This is a genomic window from Devosia indica, assembly GCF_003056405.1.
In the GTDB taxonomy this organism is placed as follows: Bacteria; Pseudomonadota; Alphaproteobacteria; order Rhizobiales; family Devosiaceae; genus Devosia; species Devosia indica.
Genome location: NZ_PYVZ01000005.1, coordinates 128,017 through 149,584, shown reverse-complemented (window position 1 = coordinate 149,584; position 21,568 = coordinate 128,017). Strand labels below are relative to the sequence as shown.

Genomic DNA, 21,568 nt, shown 5'->3' with positions numbered 1-21,568 from the left:
GCGGAAAGCCCCGTATTGCGGGGATTCCGAGCACGGAGAAGGCCAATGAGCGGCGTTGAACACAATGAGCGGATTGAGGCGCTGGAAACGCGCGTTGCCTATCAGGACCAGACCATCGAGGAGCTCAATGCGGCGCTGACGGCGCAGTGGCAGAGCATTGATCTATTGACCAGGAAGCTGGCGATGCTGGAAGAACAAATGCGTTCGGGTAGCTACATCGCTGATCCGGCGACCGAGCGACCACCGCCGCATTATTGATCGGGTGTGGACCGTTCCAGTCCCACCGCGTTGCGAAAAACGGTGATGTGATCGGCCGGTGGCTCGCCCTCCGCAGCGGTGTCCGTCCAGTAGAAATTGTGGGTGAACAGCCGCCAACCCAGCCGCCCCCAGGTGATTTCGACCTTGCGGTCGCTGATGCCGGGGCCGAATCGATCGGCACCGGCCAGGGGGCCGGAAATTGCGTCACCCAGAAGAAACAGCGGGGAGTCGACGCGATCAAAAAGGTTGGTCCAGCGCACCACCGAGAACACGGCGGCGTGGTGGGCGACCGGCCCCTTTTGCGGGTCAGGATATATGGTGCCGCGCGTTTCGTCATAGGCCTGTGGCGGCGAAGTGGGCAGGACGCGCTCTGTCTTCATGCGGGCAAAATCGGCGCTGCCGTCGGTGACAAGAAATTCGGCGCTGGAGAGAGGCGAACCAAGGGTGACGAGGTCGGAAATCTTCCATCCTGACTGTGTCTCGGAGCCGGGCTGTCCCTTCTGCAGGCGCAGGGCCTGGTAAGCCTTCCATTGCAAGGTCTGGTATTGGGCAATCTGCGCGCTGTTCCAGGCCTGCGAGGGGGCGTCGGACACAAACGCGTCCAGTGCGGCGAAGGCGGCCAGGGCGTCAGGGCCCGGTGGGTTGTCCTTGGTAGGCCCCACCTCGCGCCAGAGGATGTGCAGCAGATCATAGGCCAGCACCGAGCCCAAAGAGTGCGCAACCACGACGATGCGGTCATATTCGGGATCTTCATGCAGGGCCTTGAGCAGGGCGAGGCCGCGATTGCGAACACCCTGTCGGCTCTGCACGGTTTCGGTCTGGGCCGAGAGATAGCTGGCCGCGTCTCCGAAATAGGGCAGTAGCAGCGTCGCGGCCAGATAGGCCAGCGTGCCCAGCAGCATCAGATTGGCGACATGGCCGTTCCACCCGAAGCTGTCGAGAATGCCGATGGCAATGACGAGCACCAGCAATTGCCGTGGTAGCCGCTTGATGAAGGCGAGCGGGCTGAAAAATTTCGGGAGCAGGATCAGGGCCAGGGCCGTGATGCTGATGACATGGCCGCGCCAGGCATCGGGCGAGACAAAATGGTCGTACCATGGGGTGTCCAGGACCTGGGGCAATGCCAGGATGGCGGCGAGGGCGCTGATGACAGCCAGCACGGTGAGCATCCAGAACACGACCCAGGGCCAGCGCATGTGGCTGGGCACATGGGCCGGATCGATCCAGAGCAGCCGCCGGATCCAGCGCCAGAGGTTGCGCACCGGTGTGGCGTTGAGCAGATCGGCATAATAAAGCTCAAAGAAATCGGTGCGCCGGCCGTTATGCTCGGGGGTGGTGATGCGCTGCAGCTCATAGAGGCCGCTTTTGTCATCGGGCACGATCCAGATCGGGCGGGGGCGCGGATAGGCCTCGTTTGGCGTATCAAGCTGCGGATTGTCCTGCCAGAGGGCGTGGACGAAGTCACGAATGGTGCCCATTGGGCGCTGCTCACCCTGACCGTGAACGATGACGATTGCCTGGCGCCTGATTGGCTCCGGCTCGGGCGCTGCGGTGCGTCTGCGCGTTGTTCTGGCCATCGTACTCCCCCTTGAAAAGGCGAGACTATGCCAAGCCAGGCCATGAGAAAACCGGCTGCCCTATAGAGCTGTCGAATAAGCGACCCAGCCGGCCACGCCGATCAACAATATGGCAAAGGCCGCCCCCATGACCCGACGCCGCGCGGGAGCCGTCAACAAGGGCTGGACTGTGCCGGCCAGCAGAACCACGCCGGTATGTACCAGCGTCGCCACGACCACATAGACCGCGCCGAAGAGCATGGCCTCGCGCGTGGTGGCGGTCGAGAGAAAGCCGGGCATGACCGTGACGTAGAACAGGGCGGCTTTGGGGTTGAGCAGATTGGTGATCAGTCCGCGCAGGAAAAAGCGCCTGGTGCCCTCGTTTGGATCAAGGGCCTCAATGGGCTTGCGGGAATCGCGCCAGGCTTCCCAGGCGAGATAGAGCAGATAGGCCACGCCGGTCCAGCGCAGGCTCTGATAAAGCCAGGGCGTCTCGAGCACCAGCGTGCCGAGGCCGAAAACGGCCAACAGGCCAAGGCCGGAAAGGCCCAGTGCAACGCCAGCGACTGCCGCCAGGCCCGCGAGGCGGCCCCGATTGGCAGCCAGAATGGCAAGATAGGCCATGTTGGGGCCGGGGGTGAGTTCGATCAGCAGGCTCGCCAGCGCAAAGGCAAGAAGCGCGGCGCTCATGGCCGCGCTTCTTCGATTTTGTGTTGCAGATCCAAGGCTCTAGTGGCCAAATGCCTTGACAATATCTTCGGTGACTTTCTTGGCGTCGCCGAACAGCATCATGGTGTTGTCGCGGAAGAACAATTCGTTCTGCACGCCCGCATAGCCGGCCGCCATGCCACGCTTGATGAACAGCACCGTGCCAGCGTCCTCGACGTTGAGAACCGGCATGCCGTAGATCGGTGAGGTCTTGTCGGTCTTGGCCGAAGGGTTGGTCACGTCATTGGCGCCGATGACGAAAGCCACGTCTGACTGGGCGAACTCGGAGTTGATGTCTTCGAGTTCAAAGACTTCGTCATAGGGCACATTGGCTTCAGCGAGGAGCACGTTCATGTGCCCGGGCATACGGCCGGCCACCGGATGGATGGCATATTTGACCTCGACACCCTCGGCCTTGAGCAGGTCGGCCATTTCGCGCAGGGCGTGCTGGGCCTGGGCGACGGCCATGCCATAGCCTGGCACAATGATGACCTTGCCGGCGTTTTTCATCAGGAAAGCTGCGTCGTCGGCGGCGCCCTGCTTGACCGGACGATCATCCTCGCCGGCAGCAGCGCCGCCAGAAGTGTCACCGCCAAAGCCACCCAGGATGACCGAGATGAACGAGCGATTCATCGCCCGGCACATGATGTAGCTCAGGATCGCACCCGAGGAGCCCACCAGGGCGCCGGTGATGATGAGCGCGGTGTTGCCCAAGGTGAAACCGATGCCGGCGGCGGCCCAGCCCGAGTAGGAATTGAGCATGGACACCACGACGGGCATGTCGGCGCCGCCAATGGGGATGATCATCAGACCGCCCAGAACCAGGGCAAGAATGGTGATCAGCCAGAACAGCCAGGGATTGCCGGTGACGGTAAAGGCCCAGACCAGCAGGACGATGGCCAGCCCAATCGCAATATGGATGAGATGGCGCATGGGCAGGATAATCGGCTTGCCGCTCATATTGCCGTTGAGCTTGGCGAAGGCGATGACCGAGCCGGTAAAGGTGAACGCGCCGATGGCGGTGCCGATCGACATTTCAACCAGCGCCTGGGCATGAACAGCCCCGACTTCACCGATGCCGAAGGCCTCGGGGGCATAGAGTGCGGCGGCGGCCACGAAGACGGCAGCAAGGCCGACCAGCGAGTGGAAAGCGGCCACGAGCTGGGGCATGTCGGTCATCTTGACCGAGCGGGCGATATAGGCGCCGATGCCACCGCCGAGGGCGAGGCCGCCGATAATCAGCAGCCAGCTCATGAAATCGCCGGGGGCCGCCACCATCAGCGTGGTGACCACGGCAATGCCCATGCCGATCATGCCAAACAGATTGCCCTGGCGCGATGAGGATGGGTGGGACAGGCCCCGGAGGGCCAGGATGAACAGAACGCCCGAAACCAGATAGAGAAGGGCGGCGATATTTGCGTCGATCATTTCGATCAGCCCTTCTTCTTGTACATGGCCAGCATGCGCTGGGTCACCAGGAACCCGCCAAAGATGTTCACGCTTGCGAACACCAGGGCGATAAAGCCGAAGAGTTTGCTGACCCAACTGGCATCACTGGCAAGTTGCACGCCGACGGCGAGCAGGGCGCCCACCACGATTACCGAGGAGATGGCGTTGGTCACGCTCATCAGCGGGGTATGCAGGGCCGGAGTGACGCTCCAGACCACGAAATAGCCCACAAAGATTGCCAGCACGAAGATGGCGAGGCGGAAGGTGAAGGGGTCGATGGCGCCGCCGATGGCCCCATGGGCCACGGCCGCAGCGTTGGCGACAGTTTCTGCTGTAGCTTCCATTTACTTGTCTCCTCCCTCGGGGGCGGCAGGTTTCTTGGCGGCGGGCTTCTTGGCTGCCGGCTTTCTGGCAGCCGGTTTTTTGGCTGCGGGTGCCTTGGCCGCCGTATCCGTCTGCGGGTGCGCTTCGGCAGCAGCAGCTTTGGCGGCGGGTTTGCGGGCCGCTGTCCTGCGCGGGGCCGGCTTGGCTTCCGGGTCGTGGGCGACATCGGGTTTGGGCGCCGCAGCGGATTTGCTTGCCGTGGATTTGCTTGCTGCCGGCTTGCGCGTCGCAGGTTTTTTGACCGGTGCCGGTTTGGCCTCCTGATCATGGGCAAGGTCGGCCTTGGCCGGAGCCTTTTTCGCGGCAGGCTTGTTGGCTGGCGCCGGCTTGGCTTCGGGGTCGTGTGCCGTATCTGCCTGGGGCGCAGCGAAGGCTGGATGCACCACGGCGCCCTCGCGGGTCAGCACAGTGGCCTTGACCAGTTCGTCGTCCCAGTTGATGGCGAGCTTTTTCTCCTTCTTGTCGACCAGGGTGTCGATGAAGGCGAGCAGATTGCGCGCATAGAGCTGGCTGGCGGTGGTCGGGATATGACCGGCCAGGTTGGTGTAGCCGATAATGGTCACGCCATTATGGGTGATGACCTTGCCCGGCTGGGTCAATTCGACATTGCCGCCGCGTTCGGCAGCCAGATCGACAATCACCGAACCCGGCGCCATGCTCTCGACCATTGCTTTGGTGACCAGCTTGGGAGCAGGCCGACCGGGAATGAGCGCGGTGGTGACGACAATGTCCTGCTTGGAAATGTGCCCGGCGACCAGTTCGGCCTGGGCCGCCTGCTCGTCCTTGGTCAGTTCGCGCGCATAGCCGCCGGTGCCCGACGCGTCTTTGAGCGCGTCGGTCATGATGAATTTGCCGCCTAGCGATTCCACCTGCTCACCGGCTGCGGCACGCACGTCGGTGGCCGAAACCACGGCGCCAAGGCGCTTGGCGGTGGCGATGGCCTGCAGGCCCGCCACGCCGGCACCCATCACAAAGGCCTTGGCCGGACGCACCGTGCCGGCTGCGGTCATCATCATGGGCATGGCGCGGTCGAACACCGCAGCCGCCTCGATCACCGCCTGATAGCCAGCCAGATTGGCCTGGGAGGAGAGGATATCCATGACCTGCGCGCGGGTGATGCGCGGCATGAATTCCATGGAGATGGCCGCCACACCCGCCTTGGCGAGCGCTGCAACGTCCTTGTCATTGCCATAAGGGTCGAGCGCGCCGATCAACAGGGCGCCGGTGTTGACGCCCTTGAGATCAGCGGCCGCCGGACGGCGCACGCAGAGCACGATATCGGCACCCTTGAGGGTGGTTGCCGCCGTAGCGCCGATGGTGGCGCCAGCCTCCTTGAACTGTTCGTCGGCAATGCGCGAACCGGTACCGGCGTCCTTTTCGACGGCGATCTCTGCGCCCAGTGCAATATATTTGGCGACGGTTTCGGGTGTCGCCGCGACGCGGCTTTCACCTTCGAACCGTTCGCGCAAGACGGCAATCTTCATGGAAACTCTCCTGCCCACCTGCCCGGGGGCAGGCGCGTTTCGTGTGCCTGCGGATTATGCTGCGATCAGGGATTGATCACGAAATAGAGGATGATCATCAGCACCGCGGTGGCATAGACCGACCACTTCACGCCGGTGATGAAGCCATTATAGGTCTTCTCGTGTTCGGCGTAGTCCATACCAGATTCCAGTACCGGCTCGGGGTGGTGTTCGGGGCGCGTTTTGGCCATTGGGTCCTCGAAAGTATAGTCGTCTATTCGTGTTACGCCGAAAGTCCCACTCAGGGTGCGGTGGCTTCCAGCTCGTCAATCAACCGCTCGATCATGGACAGGCCGAGCGACCAGAATTGGGGATCTTTGGCATCGAGCCCGAACGGCGCGAGAAGTTCGGAATGATGCTTGCTCCCCCCGGCCTTGAGCAGCGCGAAATAGCGCTCCGCAAAGCCATCACTGGCCTTCTCATACTGTGCGTAAAGCGACTTCACAAGGCAGTCGCCAAAGGCATAGGCGTAGACATAGAAGGGCGAGTGAATGAAATGGGGGATATAGGCCCAGAAGGTCTCGTAGCCCTCATTGGCAATAATGCCGTCACCGAGGGACTCGGCCTGAACTTCGAGCCAGAGCGCGTTGATCTCCTCGGTGCGCAATTCGCCCTGGCGGCGGGCGGTGTGCACCTTGCGTTCAAAGGCATAAAAGGCGATCTGCCGCACGACGGTGTTGAGCATGTCCTCGACCTTGCCCGAGAGAAGGGCAAAGCGCTGCTTCGGATCGGTGGTCTTATCGAGCAGGGCGCGGAAGGTCAGCATTTCGCCAAAGACCGAGGCGGTTTCGGCCAGGGTCAGGGGTGTATTGGCCAGGATCGGGCCCTGTTCCGCCGCCAGGCGCTGGTGCACGCCGTGGCCCAGTTCGTGGGCCAGCGTCATGATATCGCGGGTGCGCCCGAGATAGTTCAGCATCAGATAGGGGTGGGCGCTGGGGACGGTCGGGTGCGCAAAGGCGCCCGAGAGCTTGCCATTGCCAGTGGGCGCGTCGATCCAGCCTGAATCGAAGAAGGGCTTGGCGACGTCGGCCAGCTCAGGGGAAAAACGACCATAGGCGTCGAGCACGGTGGTGACCGCACTGTCCCAATCCCAGATGCGCTCGTCGCTGGTGGGCAGGGGCGCATTGCGGTCCCAGGCATTGAGCTTGTCCTTGCCGAACCACTTGGCCTTCATCTTGTAATAGCGGTGCGAAAGACGCGGATAGGCGTCCTCGACGGCGGCCTGCAGCGCATCGACCACTTCGCGTTCGACCGAATTGGCCATATGGCGGCTATCGGCAATATCCTTGTAGCCGCGCCAGCGGTCGGAGATCTCCTTGTCCTTGGCCAAAACATTGGTGATGTGGGTGAACAGCCGGCCATTGGCCTTGAACGTGGTGGCCAGTGCCTTGAAGGCGGCCTCGCGCTTGTTCTCGTCCTTTTCGGAGAGCAGATGCAGGGTTGATTCGAGATTGAGCGTTTCCCCGTCCACCGCGAATTCAAGGCTCGACAGCGTTTCGTCAAACAGGCGGTTCCAGGCTGAATAGGCAGTGACAGACTTGTCGTGGAACAGCTCCTCGAGCTTGTCGTCGAGCTGATAGGGCTTGGCCTTGCGCAGATCGGCGAACCAGGTCCTGTAGCGGGCCAGTTCCGCATTCATTTCGAGCGCGGCGTCCAGATCGGCATCGGCAATGCGGTTAAGCTCAAGCTCGAAGAACAGCACGCGCGTCGAAAGATTGGTCAGCGCTTCATTGGTGTCGCCCATGAACTTGGCGCGGTCCGGATCGGTCGATTTCTGCGCATATTGCAGGAAGGCAAACGAGCCGATGCGGCCGGTGAGATCGCCCAGCGTCTCGCTGTCCTTAATCGCCTCGATCAGACGGCCGGACTTGGTCAGTTCGGCCAGCTTGCCCTTGTATTTGGCCTCGAATTCGGTGGCGAGGGCCTTGGCCTGGTCCATTGCGGCCTTGAATTCGGGGCTGTCCTTGCCGGGATAGAGATCGTTGAGGTCCCAGACGGGCAGGTTGCCGAACTGGTTGTGGCCCTTTTGAGCGGCAGTGGACATGGACGACTCCGGAAAACTGTTACGGGGCGGACCTTAGCGAGCAGGAGTCGGCGTGTGAAGGCCGTGTGGTTGCGAGCGGGCTGTCCTGCCTCTCGCAGCACCCCCTCACCCAGCTCTGCCCGAGGGGAAAAGAATGACAGTACCAGAGTTGAATGCGTGACCTAGCCCGCCATTAGCCCGGAGGTGCCATCCCAGACCAGTTTCAGGGCCAGCAGGAACACCAACCAATAGGCAATGCGGTAGAACAGCTTGGCGTCGATGCGGCGCACCAGGTAGATGCCGATGAATACGCCCAGCACACCAATCGGGGCCAGGGCTGCGGACAAGGTCAGGTTCTGCACGTTGAGCTGGCCCAGAAAATAATAGGGCACCAGCTTGGCGGTGTTGACGATGGCGAAGAAGAAGGCGGTGGTACCGGCATAGACGGCCGGGGGCAGGCGGCGCGGCAGGGTGTAGATCTGAAATGGCGGGCCACCGGTATGGGAAATGAAGCTGGTAAAGCCGGCAACACCGCCCCAGAACACGCCCCAGGGCTTTGAGGGTGGCAGGCCTTCCAGCTTCTTGCGCAGCGGCAAGATGGCGTCGAGCACGAAGAGCAGGGTAACCACACCCACCATCAGCAGCACAACCGCATCGCTGACCACGGCCCAGAGCGCCCAGCCCAACAATGTGCCGATGGCGGCACCGGGCAGCATGATCCTGATCAGGATCCAGTCGCATTCCTTGCGATACATCCAGATGGCGACCGCATCCATGCAAAGCAGCACCGGCAGCATCATACCGGCGGCTTCGCGCGGGGCCATGACCAGGGTGAGGAGCGGCACGCCGACAACGCCAAGTCCGCCGAGCAGGCCGGCCTTGGACAGGCCAACGACAAGCACCGCGATCACGGCGATCGTGACAAAAACTGGATCGATCATGGGAAATTATTGGTCCGGCGGGAAATCGGCCTAACCCGACCTTGGCAGCCGTGATTTGTCAACCTTGCCGGGCTTTTTCTGTTCCGGCGTGGTCTGGGGCGTGTCGGCCTGCATGGCTTCGTCGAGCAGGGTCATGGATTGGCGGGTCATGCCCCAATAGGCCTCGCGGTCGTCGCGCAAGGCGAAGGCGCGTTCGAGCAGGTCCTGGTCGCGGGCGTGAAACTCGCGCGCCAATTGCTCTGCTTCGTCCTCATCATGGCCGAGGTGAACCAGGACCCGGCGGCCCAGATGGAGCGCAGAATGAAAGGTCTCGCGCTCGAACAGGGTAACCCCCAGATCCATCAGGGCGTGGGCATGTTCCCGGTCCGTGGCGCGGGCGGCAATGGCCACATCAGGGAAGTGGCGGCGCACATTGCGGGCAATCTGCAGGATGCGGTCGGCGCCGCCGACGGCGATGATGACCAGATCGGCGTGGCCGACACCGGCGGAGTGGAGCAGGTCGGTGCGTGAAGCATCGCCATAATAAACCTTTATGCCGAAGCGGCGGACCAGCTCGATCTGGGCGGCATCGTCGTCGATCAGCGTCATGTCATAGCCGTGACGGCGCAGCATGCGGGTGATGATCTGGCCAAAACGCCCATAGCCGAGCACGACGATACGGCGATGTTCCTCGACGGTATCGGGGTTGCGTTCGCTGCTCTGGTTGCGGGCGTCGAGGCGGGGCGCGATCAGCTTGTCAAAGCCCAGCAGCAAGAGAGGCGTGGTGGCCATGGAAAGCGCAACCACAACGGTGAAGAGCGCATAGGCATCTTCGGCCAGCGCACCGCGATTGCTGGCAAACTGCAGCACGACGAAGGCGAATTCGCCCGCCTGGCTGAGCAGGATTGCCACCAGCAGACGGTCGGCCCGGGTCATCCGGAACAGCGTGCAGAGGCCAAAGAGAATGGTGAATTTGACCGCGATGACGATCAGGACGAGCGCGGCGATCAGCCATGGGGTTTCGAGGAATTCGACAAAGGCGATCGACATGCCCACCGAGACGAAGAACAGGCCGAGCAGCAGGCCCTTGAAGGGCTGCAGATTGCTTTCCAGTTCATGGCGATATTCGCTGTCGGCCAGCAGAACGCCGCCAATAAAAGCGCCGAGCGCCGGCGACAGTCCGAGCGCCTGGGTGGCGAGCGCTGCGCCAATCACCAGGGCCAGGGCGAGCGCGGTGAACGCCTCGCGCACGGCGGTGCGCGCAACAAAGGCGAGAAGCGGGCGCACCACATAGCGGCCGCCAATGATGGCGGCAGCAAAGGTCGCCAGCAGCAGGGCCGAGGTCTGCCAGAAGACGGGGTTTTCAACCTCGGAAATCGCTTCGGTGACTTCCGCTTCAAGGCTGGTGCTGGCGCCGGTGAGGGCCAGGATCGGTACGATGGCGAGAATAGGGATGACCGCCACGTCCTGCACCAGCAGGACGGCAAGGCTGGCCCGCCCGGCATCGGTGCGGGTAATGTCGCGCTGTTCAGCGGTCTGCATGGCAATGGCGGTGGAACTCATGGCAAAGGCCATGCCCACGATGATCGCCGTGTTGAGGGCAAAGCCGAAGAGCTGAACGATCAGCGTCACAACAATAGCGGTCAGCAGCATTTGCGGCAGGCCAAGGCCGAGCACCTTGTTGCGCATGCGCCAGACCTCACGGGGCTGCAGGTCGAGCCCGATCAGGAACAGCATCAGGACGATGCCGAATTCGGAGATGTGACGGATGGTGTCGGTGTCGGTGAGCAGGCCCAGGCCATAGGGGCCGATCAGGATACCGGCGGCCAGATAGCCCAGAACGGTGCCCAGGCCGGACGCCTTGGCCAGCGGCACCAAGGCGGCGCTGGCGGCGAGCAGGGCAAAGATGGCCAGCAGAATATTGTCTTCCACCCTGCTGGCCTTTCTTTTCTATTCGTCGTTGTCGGATTTGATCGACTTGAGCTTGGCAAAGACTGAATCGGCGTCCAGCTCTTCCTCGTGCTGGGGCGCGGAATGCCCGGAGTGATCGCCCTCAAAGCCGCCTTCACCATCGCTCGACTGGCGGGCCGTGGCGCGAGCCAGCGCTTCCTCGGCGGTCAGCAGGGTCGTGCCCTCATTGAGCTCGGCCTGGACCGGGGCATCCTTGGAGGCGCGCTTGACCTCGAGGTCGAGGTCGATCTGGCTGCACAGGCCCAGCGTCACCGGGTCCATGGCGGTCAGATTGGCCGCATTCCAGTGGGTATTCTCGCGCACCGATTCGATGGTCGACTTGGTGGTGCCAACCAAACGCATGATCTGCGCGTCCTTGAGCTCGGGGTGATTGCGCACCAGCCATTTGATGGCGTTGGGACGCTCGTTGCGACGCGAAATGGGGGTATAGCGCGGACCCTTGCGCTTGACGGCTGCGACGCGAACCTTGGGCTCGGAAACCTTCATGCGATAGTTCGGATCGGCCTCTGCCTTTTCGATCTCTTCGCGGGTCAACTGGCCGTTCTGCACCGGGTTCACGCCCATGATGCCGCTGGCAACATCGCCATCGGCAATGCCCTGGACCTCGAGCGGATGCAGCGTGCAGAAGGCGGCAATCTGTTCGAACGAGAGGGCGGTATTGTCCACGAGCCACACGGCGGTCGCCTTGGGCATCAGAAGGGACTGGGACATGGTTAAACTTCTCCTGCTGGCGCGGCCGGTCTTCCTCCGGGCCGCTCCGCCTCTTGGCCAAATGCTGAGGGGAACTGCGTGCCAATATAGGGAAAATGCCGCCTGATCGCAACGGCTAACTGGCCGGTTCTGCAGCCCCGAATGGCGTGAGCAGGATCAGTTTGCCGCGATGGCGCCGGCTTTCCATTTCCGCGTGGGCGCGCGCAGCCTCGGCCAGCGGATAGGTGGTGATTGCGGGCTTGATCCAGCCGGGAGCGGACAAGGGCAAAAGAAAGTTGTCGCGGATATGGGCGGCGATGGCGGCCTTGGTCGCGGCGGTCTGCGGCCGCAATGTCGAGCCGGAAAGGGTCAGGTCCCTGGCCATCATGGTGCGCAGGGGTACATTGGCCGTGGCGCCTTCCAGGGTCGAGACCTGGACGATGTGGCCACCACGGGCCGATGCGGCGATATTGACCGCAGCCAGGGCGCCGCCAATCAGATCGACCACGCGGTCGGCGCCATGTCCATCGGTCAGGGCCATGACGCGATCAACAATGTTCTCCCTGGTGCGGTCGATCGTGGCGATGGCGCCAAGGCGATCGCAATAGCTGGCCTTGTCCGTGTCCGAGACCACGGCAATGGCGTTGGCGCCGATAATGGAACAGATCTGGATCGCGGCGCCGCCAATGCCGCCGGCACCGCCATGGACCAGCACATGCATGCCCGGTTCGAGACCTGCCCGCATCACCAGGGTCTGGGTAATGGTGAACCAGGTTTCCGGGAGGGCCGCAGCTTCGGCAAGGCTCCAGTTATTTGGCACCGGCAGGACCTGGCCAAAGGGCACGGCGACATATTCTGCGTAACCGCCGCCATTGGTCAGCGCCATGACCTTGTCGCCCAGGGCAAAGCCCGTCACCGCTTCGCCCATCGCCACGATCTCGCCGGCAACTTCCAGCCCCGGCAGGGGCGATGCGCCGGGGGGCGGGGCATAGAGACCGCGCCTTTGGGCCAGGTCGGGGCCATTGATGCCGGCGGCGGCGACCCGGACCAACACCTCGGTCGGGCCCGGTTGGGGGACCGGACTGGTGCAGGGCGTCAGCGCCTCCGGCCCACCGGGTTCAGCAATGCAGACAGCAGTCATGTGCTCTGGCAAATTCATGGCCCAATGCTGGCGCAAGCCGGCTTGCCCGGCAAGATGGCTGGGCTAAACTCATGGCAACATATTTGGTGGGAGTGCCGTGCAATGGAAGAAGAAGACCGCAAGCGGCCCAGCAGCCATGAAGTTGGCATGGTGCTTGATGTGCTTTCCGTCGAGGAACTGCAGGACCGGATAGCTCTGCTGGAGGGGGAGATCGCGCGGATCAAGCAGGCGATCGCGGCCAAAAGCGATTCGCGGCGGGCCGCAGAGGCTGCGTTCAAAATCTGAACCGGGGCAATTCGTGATGGCACCATTTCGGGACTGATGCCGTTATGATCCGAGCCCTTGTTAGTCTTAACAAAGGGTTATGGTTTCGTCGCCTTTCGGGGTCGGGCAGGTTGGTCTGGCACGAAAGGATTTGCGGAATGGACTGGAATGTTTTGGGCGTTGCCCTGCTTTTGACCCTGAGCGGGCTCTATTTTCTGGAGACCGAACGTGTCCGGGCGTCAGAGCAGACAATAACAGTGCGGGCACTAAAGCCGGCACGGACAGCTTTGGAGCGGGCCTGGCTTGCCGAGCCGCTACAGGTGTTCATGCGTCAATTGCAGTTGGCGCGGCATCGTCGATCCAACCTTTGGCCAATGGACAAAGTCGGGTTCTAGTCTTCATTTCGCAGCCATCCACGGAGGAGCTGGAAGAATGGTGCGACAGGACGACATGATCTTGGAAGGCGTCAAGGCAGTGGAACTGGCCTCGCTCAGTGCGCTGGCGCGCGGTGAGCCGGTGGCGAAGGGCAGCGATATGGCGCCACTCTGCGCCAAGGGCTGGGTGGAGCTGGCCGGGGACCAGCCGATCATCACGCTGACCGGACGGACCTTGCTTGACCACCCGCCAACAGGGTTGCGGTAAGGTCAAAGCGCAGGGTTAAGAAATCGCTCCCTGTTAAGCGCAAATTAAGTTTTGGGCGGTAACGTCTCATTATTCAGATTTGTTCTGGATTTTTCAGAGTGGTTTCTCCCTCTGTTTGACGCCTCCCTGTTAACTTCGAGAGCTGCACACTGCGGCTCTTTTTTCTTTTCAGGCTTTGGTTTGGCGCGTCACGCTTCAACCACAAAATTAACAATACTGCGACCGTATGGGTGACCCGAAACAGGCTTGGGAGTAGCATGTCCCAACGGAGGAATTTGCGTGGCCGAAAGCGGTGAGACCAGGCAGGCAGTAGCAATCGGTCCGCGCATTGTGGCGTCGGGCGGGTTCGATGCGCTCTATCGCGAGGGCATGGGGCTGATCGAGGACGTCGCCGCCTATCTCGACGCCGAGGGCCGGATCGAAAGCCGGGTGCTGCCGCGTGAGGCCGGGTTTCTCTACGCCACAGAATCCATGCGCCTGACCACCCGCCTGATGCAGCTCGCCTCCTGGCTCTTGCTGCAACGCGCCGTCAACGAGGGGGAAATCTCCCGCGAGAACGCGCGCTCGGAAAAGGAAAAGGTCAAATTCTCCGCAACGCCGTCAGAGCGCGGCGGGCCGGGTTATGACGAATTGCCCCAGGCTCTGCGCGATTTCATCGACAAGGGTGATCGGCTGTTTGATCGCGTGATGCAGCTCGATGCGCTGGAAAAGGGCGATCTTCCCGAGACGACGCCGGGCCTGATCAATGGCGTGGCCGATCAGCTCTCTCGCCTCAAGGCTGCCTTTGGACGGCCGGACTGACCGGTTCAGCCGCGCGGCGCGAAAAAGATGACCGAGGCCCCCGCCAGGGCCAGGGCTACGCCGAGCAGATCCCAGCGGTCCGGACGGATCCCTTCAAATCCCGACATGAAGGCCACTGACGCCACGATATAGATGCCGCCATAAATGGCGAAGACGCGTCCCGCACTGTCTGTGCCGGCCAGTGAGAGCAGATAGCCGAACAGGCCCAATGCCAACAATGCCGGCACCCAGAGCCAAGGCTGGCCATTGCGCATGGCCAGCCAGATCAGGTAGCAGCCGCCGATTTCAAATACGGCGGCGCCGAAAAACAGCAGGAAGGCCATGGTCAGCCACCTCCGAAATTACCCCTGGAGCCCTTCCAGACCCGGGACCGTCCGGCTCAGTTGCACCTGGGTTATCTCATAGTCGGCCACGTCGGCGAGAACGAAAGGGTCGGTCGCGACGAAGGCTTCGAGCTGGCTGCGCTCACCTCGTGCCAGGATGACCCCGCCGGTGCGCGGCTCCTTGCGGCCTGACGCGAGGAAAGTGCCGCTGTCATAGCCCCCGGCGACCCAGGCCAGGTGCGGCTCGATATGGGCGTCCACCTCGCTCAATGGGGCCGTATAGGTCAGTGACAATATGAACATGGCGTGGCTCCAGACAGCACAAAGCCCGGCACGATGGCCGGGCTCTGCGGAAAAACGGTTCGGACTGGCTTAGATGCCAAGGCCCTTGAAGCGCTCCTTGAAGCGCGAAACGCGACCGCCACGGTCCATGAGCTGACCCGAACCACCGGTCCAGGCTGGATGGGTCTTGGGGTCGATGTCGAGCTGCAGCGTGTCGCCTTCCTTGCCCCAGGTCGAGCGGGTCTGGTAGGTGGTGCCGTCGGTCATGACCACGTTGATGGTGTGGTAGTCGGGGTGGATATCGGTCTTCATGGCCTTGCCTCAAATCAAACGGGCGCCGCAGCGCCCGGAGAGCATCAAACTGGTGTTGGGCGGCTTCCTAGCGCAGAAGCGCGGGTTCTGCAAGACCACAGAATCGGTTGTTCGACACATGCGGCGCGGCACTATGGCTTTGCCCGGCGCGGTTGCGGGCTGTCAGACCAGCCCTTATATGGGGGCGGTCTTCGGCGCTGGCCGATCCAATAGCAAGAACGGCGCGTTTCAGCCATGACAGACCAGGCCATTTCCTCAGAGACAGACCCCGAAAAGCTCGTCTCAGAGGTGAAGGCGGCGCCGCGTCAACTCAAGCCACTGCGCCGGCTGCTGCCGTTTCTGCTGCGGTACCCGGTGCGCCTGGGCCTGACCGTGCTGTTTCTTCTGGTATCTGCCATTTCCTCGCTCGCCATTCCGGCCGTGCTGGGCGGGGCGATCGACGAGGGCTTCATCACCCAGAACCTGGACATGGTGGGGCGCTATGGCTGGCTGATTATCGGCATTGCCGCGATCATGGCGGTGGCCAGCGGCGCCCGCTATTATTTCATCTCGCTGATTGGCGAGCGCGTGGTCGCCGACCTGCGGCAAGCGGTCTTTGCGCAATTGCTCACGCTGGAGTCCCGCTACTTCGACACTCATCGGGTGGGGGAGTTGACCAGCCGTCTCAATGGCGATGTCAGCGTGATCCGCAGCGCTGTGGGGTCCAACTTGTCGCTGGCCCTGCGTTCCCTGGTGACCATTGCCGGCGCGCTGATCATGATGATCCTGACCAGTCCGGTTCTGACGCTGGCCGTGGTGGTGGCGCTTCCCCTGATCCTCACTCCGGTGATGATCTATTCGCGCCGGCTGCGCGGCATGTCGCGCATAACCCAGGATGCACTGGCCGACCTTTCGGCCATGGCGACCGAGATGCTGGGGGCCAACCGCACCGTCAAATCCTTTACCCAGGAAGCCGGACAGGCCGCGCATTATGATGCGCGCAGCGAGGCGAGCTATCGGGCGGAGGTCCGGCGGCTCAGTGCCCGGGCCTTCCTTGTGGGCATGGTGATCTTTCTGGGCACGGCGGCACTGGTGGGCCTGGTGTGGTGGGGCGCCCGCGCGGTGTTCGAAGGTTCGGTCTCGGCGGGGCAATTGGCCCAGTTCCTGGTCTATGCCCTGATGGCGTCGGGCGCGCTGACCAATGTCTCGGAAGTGCTGGGCTCGTTGCAGACGGTCGCCGGCTCGACCGAACGGCTGGTGGAAATTCTCGATACCAAGGCGGAAATCATCGATCCGGTTCACCCCGTCGCGCTGCCCGATCCGGCCCTTGGCACAGTCACCTTCGACAGGGTGAGTTTTTCCTATGACGGCGCGACCGGCGAGAAGGTCCTCGACGATGTCAGCTTTGCCGTAGGCAAGGGCCGCACAGTGGCGCTGGTCGGTGCCTCGGGCTCGGGCAAGTCGACCATGCTGTCCCTGTTGCAGCGCTTCTATGACGTGACCGGCGGAACGATTGCCGTCGACGGGGTCGATATTCGCGATGTGCGGCTGGCTGAACTGCGGCAACGCTTCGCTTATGTCGAGCAGGAGCCGATCATTTTTGCCGGTACGATTGCCGAGAACATCCTGTTCGGCAAACCCGATGCCAGCATGGATGAGGTGACGGCGGCAGCCAAGGCGGCGCTGGTGGACGATTTCGTGGCGGACCTGCCAAAGGGCTATGAGACGGTGGTGGGCGAGCGCGGCGTCATGCTCTCGGGCGGGCAGAAGCAGCGTCTCGCCATTGCCCGCGCCATACTCAAAAACGCGCCCATCCTGCTGCTGGACGAGGCAACATCGGCGCTGGATGCGCGATCCGAGCAATTGGTGCAAGTGGCGCTGGAGCATCTGATGGCAGGGCGCACCACGCTGGTCATCGCCCATCGCCTCGCCACCATCCGGGATGCGGACACGATCCTGGTGCTCGATGGCGGCAGGATAATCGACCAGGGCACACATGACGAGCTGGTGGCCAAGGGCGGCCGCTACGCCGAACTGGCCAAGCTGCAGTTCCGTCTGGGCGAAGCCGTCTAGTCCGCCCTCAGGCAGGCCTCCACCAGATCCCACAGGCGTTCCCGGCCCAGGATCAGCAGCCAGGGCGTGTTGTCCTTGGGCACGATCTCGACGCGCCCGCCGGTGCCTTGGTTGGAGGTGCCCAGCCGGCCGGCGGGATCGAGCAACAAATCATCCATCGGGTAATAGAGGCCCTGGGTCCGCTCGAAGACAATCGGCACAAGTGGATGTACCGAAATCCGCTCCTTGGCCGCGGCTTCGAATGAAAAGGGGCCCGAAATGGCCAGGGCCACATCGGTTTCATCGACCAGCAGCACATGGCGATGGGGTGCGACTTCGAGCAGGGCGGCAAGGGCCGCCAGGGTGTGATCGAGGCGTTTGCCGGTCATGCCCAGGGCCAGGGTGACCGGTGCGCTTGTGGAATAAAGTGCCTTCTGGAAATCGGTGGTGATCTGCTCGGGGATATGGATGACGCGCGTTCGTTTTTCCCACACGGCGCGATCCTCGAGCGAATCGAGATCGCCCAGAATGGCCTCGGGAACCAGGCCGGCCGCGCCAATGGTATTGCCGCCGCCATCGGCACCAATCAGGGCGACATTGCGCGCCACGAGGTCGTGCAACAGCCCTGCATCCACGGTGCCGCCGCCGACAATGGCAAGCGGGCGGTCAAATTTGAGCAGGGTTTTTTCGGTTGATGGGATGGGGGATTGCACTCTGGGTTCACTCTCAATAAGGTCCGCATCGTCTCGCTGGGGTGTTCCGGTTGCTGCCGGAGCTGAGAGTTACCCATAGAACCTGAACCAGGTCATGCTGGCGGAGGAAGTTCGAGATGGCAAGGGGTGCCTTCGCGCGTCCTTGACCATTGACACATCCCTTCACCCATGGCCGCACACCACTTGAAGGGAGACCGATATGGTCAAATCCTGCTCACTGGCGCTTGCGGTCCTTCTTGCCGGATTGTCCGGCACGGCACACGCACAGGACAAGCCTGTCCTCACCATCTACACCTATGACGGTTTTGCCTCGGAATGGGGGCCGGGTGTCCCCTTGAAGGACGGCTTTGAAGCCACCTGCGAATGCATCGTCAACTGGGTGGCCGCCGACTCTTCGATCGGTACGCTGCGCAAGGTGCAGCTTGAAGGTGAAAGCACCGAGGCCGACATGATCCTCGGGCTCGATACCGCCATTGCCGGAGAAGCGCGGGAAACCGGGCTGTTTGCCGATCACGGGCTCGACATGACCCATCTCGACCTGCCCGGTGAATGGACCGATGCGCAATTCGTGCCATTCGATTATTCGCATTTCGCGTTCATGTGGGACACCGACACCATGGACGCGCCACCGGCCTCGTTCGAGGAGCTGATCGCACTCGACGACGATATCAAGATCGCCATTCAGGATCCGCGTTCGGCCACGCCGGGCCTGGGCCTGCTGCTCTGGGTCAAGGCCGCCTATGGCGACAGGGCGCCGGAAATCTGGGAAGGGCTTGCTCCGCATATCCTGACCATCACCCGCGAGTGGAGCGAGAGCTACGCGCTGTTCCTCGACGGGGAGGCGGACATGGTGCTCTCCTATACCACCTCGCCCGCCTATCACATCTTCGATGAGGGCGATCACACCATCAAGGCGGCCTTGTTTGAGGAAGGACATTTCCCGCAGATCGAGGTGGCCGGGATCCTGAAGTCCTCCGACCAGCAGGATCTGGCGCGTGATTTCCTGGCCTTCCTGACCTCGGCCGAGGGACAGGCCAATATCCCGACCACCAACTGGATGTTCCCGGTGGTGGACCTGGGGGGCGAACTCGACCCGGCCTTCCAGGGGCTGACGCAGCCCGACAAGACCCTGGTGCTGGATGAAGCCGAGATCACGGCCAATTCGGCGGCCTGGATCGACGAGATGCTGGCGGCAGTGCAGTAGAATGCCCCGTATGCCGAGCGTCACCCCATCCTCTTTCCCTCCCCGTCGAGGGGAGGGAGGCGCAGGGCTGTGGCGCTTGCGTTCATCGTCTCCCTCCCCCTTGTGGGGAGGGATCAAGGGTGGGGGTGATCCGGTGGCAGACCTGGGCTCTGGACGATGCTGACCCTTCCCCGCCGCCCGTTCCGTGTTGCCGCAGCAGCGACACTGACCCTCATCATTGCGGCGCTCATCGCCGCCGTGCTCTGGGCCATTCTGGATGCCGCCACGGATGCGTCGGGCGGATCGCGCGTGGATATTGCGCACCTGTTGCGCATGACGGCGCTGCAGGCGGGACTGACCATGGTGCTGTCGCTGCTGGTGGGCACGGCGCTGGCCTGGGCGCTCAACCGGCTGCGCTTTGCCGGGCGGGATCTGGTGGTGGGTCTGTTTGCGGCCGCCATTGTCACGCCGGGCATGGTGGTGGCGTTCGGCCTGCTCTCGATCTGGGGGCGAAACGGCTGGATCAACCAGGCAAGCGAGGCCCTGTTCGGCATTGGCTTTGAAAGCCCGGCCTATGGTCTTTCGGGCATCCTGCTGGCCCATGTCATTCTCGATGGGGCCTTTGCCGGACGCATCCTGCTGGCCCGGCTCGACGCCATTCCGCAAAGCCGGCTCAAGATGGGGCAGTCGCTGGGCCTGTCGGCCTGGCAACGCTTTGCCTTGATCGACTGGCCCGCGCTGCGGGGCAGCCTGCCGGGGCTGGGTGCCATCATCTTCCTTCTGGCCTTTACCAGCTTTCCCATCGTGTTGCTGCTCGGTGGCGGGCCGGCGAACCAGACGCTGGAAGTCGCCATCTACACGGCCGTGCGGCTCGATTTCGATCTGGTTGGGGCGGTGCGCCTGGCGCTGACGCAGATTGGCGTTTGTTCACTTGTTATTCTTCTGGCATCGGCCTTCACCCCGGTGCCCTCGGCCCTCAGCCGTTCCACCCAGCCGCGCTGGCGCGACAGCGCCGGGGTGCGCGTGCTGCAATGGGCCGTGCTGGTATTGGGGGCCATCGGCTTTGCGCTGCCATTGCTGTCGGTGCTCTATGACGGGCTGGCGAGCGGCTTGCTGCGGGTGCTGGGCCAGGCCAGTTTCTGGCGTGCGACCGCGACCAGTATCATCATCGGGGCCAGTTCGGCTCTGTTGACGCTCGCCCTGGCCCTCATGCTGGCCCTTGGCCGCAGCGCGGCGCATCGGCAGGGCGCGCGTGTCCTGCTTGGCATTCCGGCCTTTGCCTATCTGGCGGTGCCCGCGGTGGTGCTGTCGCTGGGGTTCTTCCTGCTGGTCCGCACGATGGGCGTGCCGGTGGGTACAGCCGCACCGATTGTGGTGGTCATTGCCAATAGCCTGCTGTCCCTGCCCTTCGCGATTGCTACGCTCGGTCCGCCGCTTGATGCGATCATACGGACGCGGGGCAAGCTGATCCGCTCGCTGGGCCTGTCGGGCTGGAGGCAGTTCGTCAGCATCGAATATCCGCTGCTCGGGCGCGATATCGGGCTGATGCTGGCGCTGGCCTTCTGTTTCTCGCTGGGCGATCTGGGGGTGATTGCCTTGTTCGGCACCCAGGATTTCCAGACCTTGCCGCTGATGATGTATCGGGCGCTTGGGTCGTACAGATCCAATGATGCGGCGGCGATCGCAGCTTTGCTGTTGATCTTCACCATCCTCGCCTTTGTCGGCCTGCCGCGCCTGATCGAAAGGATTTCCCATGCTCCGCGCCGATGACCTGGTCTTTGCCCATCCCGGGCAGCAGAAATCCTATCACTTCAGCCTGGAGGCCAGGCCGGGCGAGGTTACCGCGATTTCCGGTGCCAGTGGTTCGGGCAAGTCGACGCTGCTCGATCTCCTGGCCGGCTTCATTGCGCCGGTGAGCGGCACGCTGACGCTGGATGGGGAAGACCTGTTGTCGTTCCCACCCGAAGCGCGTCCCGTATCCCTGTTGCTGCAGGCGGACAATCTGTTTGAACATCTCAGCGCCCAGGACAATGCGGCGCTGGGCCTGCCGCGCGGCACGCCAAAGGCAACCGGTCTACAGCAGGTCGCGGAAGCCCTGGCCGAGGTCGGCCTGGCCGGCTTCGAAGCCAAGCAAGTCGCAAATCTGTCGGGCGGACAAAAGCAGCGGGTTGCCCTGGCGCGGACGCTGCTGCGCAATCGGCCTGTCCTTCTGCTCGATGAACCGTTTTCGGCGCTGGACGACGACACGCGCCGGACCACGCGGGAACTGGTTGGCGACCTGACGCGCCGGCACAAATGGCACACCGTTCTGGTCAGCCACCATGCCGACGACATTGCGGCGCTCGCCAGCGTACATTACCGGATCGTCGCGGGCCGGCTGGAGCGCGTCTAGCG

The 21,568-nt window shown here is 62.9% G+C and carries 23 protein-coding genes and 1 riboswitch; of the genes, 8 read left to right on the top strand and 15 right to left on the bottom strand.

Annotated elements, in window-relative coordinates; all coding sequences use genetic code 11:
- Positions 1–45: 45 nt before the first annotated feature.
- Positions 46–258: a SlyX family protein gene (locus DDE76_RS07185; protein WP_104893168.1), complete on the top strand. Its 213-nt coding sequence runs from the start codon at positions 46–48 to the stop codon at positions 256–258.
- On the opposite strand, the gene DDE76_RS07180 is transcribed toward DDE76_RS07185, so the two are convergent.
- From DDE76_RS07180 to DDE76_RS07130, 11 genes are all read right to left on the bottom strand, one after another.
- Complete coding sequence (locus DDE76_RS07180) at positions 252–1,835, bottom strand: hypothetical protein (RefSeq protein ID WP_157955700.1); 1,584 nt, start codon at positions 1,833–1,835, stop codon at positions 252–254. The two genes, DDE76_RS07185 and DDE76_RS07180, sit on opposite strands and share 7 nt — an antisense overlap.
- Positions 1,836–1,895: 60 nt before the next feature.
- A complete protein-coding gene (locus DDE76_RS07175; RefSeq protein WP_104893170.1) occupies positions 1,896–2,504 on the bottom strand; it encodes a LysE family translocator in 609 nt (202 codons plus the stop codon).
- Positions 2,505–2,543: 39 nt separating this feature from the next.
- Complete coding sequence (locus DDE76_RS07170; protein WP_104894898.1) at positions 2,544–3,947, bottom strand: NAD(P)(+) transhydrogenase (Re/Si-specific) subunit beta; 1,404 nt, start codon at positions 3,945–3,947, stop codon at positions 2,544–2,546.
- Between the two features lie 8 nt (positions 3,948–3,955).
- Entirely contained in the window at positions 3,956–4,315 is a 360-nt protein-coding gene (locus DDE76_RS07165; RefSeq protein ID WP_104893171.1) for a proton-translocating transhydrogenase family protein, read from the bottom strand.
- Positions 4,316–5,839: a Re/Si-specific NAD(P)(+) transhydrogenase subunit alpha gene (locus DDE76_RS07160; RefSeq protein WP_104893172.1), complete on the bottom strand. Its 1,524-nt coding sequence runs from the start codon at positions 5,837–5,839 to the stop codon at positions 4,316–4,318. It abuts the gene before it with no gap.
- A 65-nt stretch (positions 5,840–5,904) separates the two neighbouring features.
- Positions 5,905–6,069 (bottom strand): aa3-type cytochrome c oxidase subunit IV, encoded by a 165-nt coding sequence (locus DDE76_RS07155; protein ID WP_104893173.1) that lies wholly within the window; start codon positions 6,067–6,069, stop codon positions 5,905–5,907.
- A gap of 50 nt (positions 6,070–6,119) precedes the next feature.
- Entirely contained in the window at positions 6,120–7,922 is a 1,803-nt protein-coding gene (locus DDE76_RS07150; RefSeq protein WP_104893174.1) for a M3 family oligoendopeptidase, read from the bottom strand.
- Between the two features lie 161 nt (positions 7,923–8,083).
- A complete protein-coding gene (locus DDE76_RS07145; RefSeq protein ID WP_104893175.1) occupies positions 8,084–8,842 on the bottom strand; it encodes a sulfite exporter TauE/SafE family protein in 759 nt (252 codons plus the stop codon).
- Positions 8,843–8,872: 30 nt separating this feature from the next.
- Positions 8,873–10,753, bottom strand: a complete 1,881-nt coding sequence (locus DDE76_RS07140) for a monovalent cation:proton antiporter-2 (CPA2) family protein (protein WP_104893176.1) — start codon at positions 10,751–10,753, stop codon at positions 8,873–8,875.
- 18 nt (positions 10,754–10,771) lie between these two features.
- The gene (locus tag DDE76_RS07135) at positions 10,772–11,503 is read right to left on the bottom strand and encodes a DUF1013 domain-containing protein (protein WP_104893177.1); all 732 of its coding nucleotides are present in this window, start codon (positions 11,501–11,503) and stop codon (positions 10,772–10,774) included.
- Between the two features lie 115 nt (positions 11,504–11,618).
- Positions 11,619–12,641, bottom strand: coding sequence for an NAD(P)H-quinone oxidoreductase (locus tag DDE76_RS07130; RefSeq protein ID WP_104893178.1), 1,023 nt, complete (start codon positions 12,639–12,641; stop codon positions 11,619–11,621).
- 84 nt (positions 12,642–12,725) lie between these two features.
- Between DDE76_RS07130 and DDE76_RS07125 the strand changes: the two genes are divergently transcribed.
- The 3 genes from DDE76_RS07125 (at position 12,726) to rcdA (ending at position 14,330) form a co-directional block, all read left to right on the top strand.
- A complete protein-coding gene (locus DDE76_RS07125) occupies positions 12,726–12,908 on the top strand; it encodes a DUF1192 domain-containing protein (RefSeq protein WP_104893179.1) in 183 nt (60 codons plus the stop codon).
- A gap of 411 nt (positions 12,909–13,319) precedes the next feature.
- Positions 13,320–13,529: a hypothetical protein gene (locus tag DDE76_RS07115; RefSeq protein ID WP_104893181.1), complete on the top strand. Its 210-nt coding sequence runs from the start codon at positions 13,320–13,322 to the stop codon at positions 13,527–13,529.
- A 279-nt stretch (positions 13,530–13,808) separates the two neighbouring features.
- Positions 13,809–14,330, top strand: coding sequence for a protease adaptor protein RcdA (gene rcdA, locus DDE76_RS07110; protein ID WP_245891827.1), 522 nt, complete (start codon positions 13,809–13,811; stop codon positions 14,328–14,330).
- 5 nt (positions 14,331–14,335) lie between these two features.
- Here the strand turns inward: rcdA and DDE76_RS07105 are convergent, their stop codons facing one another.
- From DDE76_RS07105 to rpmE, 3 genes are all read right to left on the bottom strand, one after another.
- Positions 14,336–14,653 (bottom strand): YnfA family protein, encoded by a 318-nt coding sequence (locus tag DDE76_RS07105; RefSeq protein ID WP_104893182.1) that lies wholly within the window; start codon positions 14,651–14,653, stop codon positions 14,336–14,338.
- 18 nt (positions 14,654–14,671) lie between these two features.
- On the bottom strand, positions 14,672–14,956 hold the full coding sequence (locus tag DDE76_RS07100; RefSeq protein ID WP_104893183.1) for a YciI family protein: 285 nt from the start codon (positions 14,954–14,956) through the stop codon (positions 14,672–14,674).
- 69 nt (positions 14,957–15,025) lie between these two features.
- Entirely contained in the window at positions 15,026–15,247 is a 222-nt protein-coding gene (gene rpmE, locus DDE76_RS07095) for a 50S ribosomal protein L31 (protein WP_104893184.1), read from the bottom strand.
- 234 nt (positions 15,248–15,481) lie between these two features.
- On the opposite strand from rpmE, the gene DDE76_RS07085 reads away from it, so the two are divergent.
- Positions 15,482–17,299, top strand: a complete 1,818-nt coding sequence (locus tag DDE76_RS07085; protein ID WP_104893186.1) for an ABC transporter ATP-binding protein — start codon at positions 15,482–15,484, stop codon at positions 17,297–17,299.
- On the opposite strand, the gene DDE76_RS07080 is transcribed toward DDE76_RS07085, so the two are convergent.
- Positions 17,296–17,991 (bottom strand): thiamine diphosphokinase, encoded by a 696-nt coding sequence (locus DDE76_RS07080; RefSeq protein ID WP_157955699.1) that lies wholly within the window; start codon positions 17,989–17,991, stop codon positions 17,296–17,298. The genes DDE76_RS07085 and DDE76_RS07080 overlap by 4 nt on opposite strands.
- A gap of 27 nt (positions 17,992–18,018) precedes the next feature.
- A riboswitch (TPP riboswitch) is annotated at positions 18,019–18,117 on the top strand.
- A gap of 73 nt (positions 18,118–18,190) precedes the next feature.
- Between DDE76_RS07080 and thiB the strand changes: the two genes are divergently transcribed.
- From thiB to DDE76_RS07065, 3 genes are all read left to right on the top strand, one after another.
- On the top strand, positions 18,191–19,195 hold the full coding sequence (gene thiB / locus DDE76_RS07075) for a thiamine ABC transporter substrate binding subunit (protein WP_104893187.1): 1,005 nt from the start codon (positions 18,191–18,193) through the stop codon (positions 19,193–19,195).
- Between the two features lie 156 nt (positions 19,196–19,351).
- On the top strand, positions 19,352–20,944 hold the full coding sequence (locus tag DDE76_RS07070) for an ABC transporter permease family protein (RefSeq protein WP_104893188.1): 1,593 nt from the start codon (positions 19,352–19,354) through the stop codon (positions 20,942–20,944).
- On the top strand, positions 20,928–21,566 hold the full coding sequence (locus DDE76_RS07065) for an ATP-binding cassette domain-containing protein (RefSeq protein WP_104893189.1): 639 nt from the start codon (positions 20,928–20,930) through the stop codon (positions 21,564–21,566). Before DDE76_RS07070 ends, DDE76_RS07065 begins: the two co-directional genes overlap by 17 nt.
- The last annotated feature ends 2 nt before the right edge of the window (positions 21,567–21,568 follow it).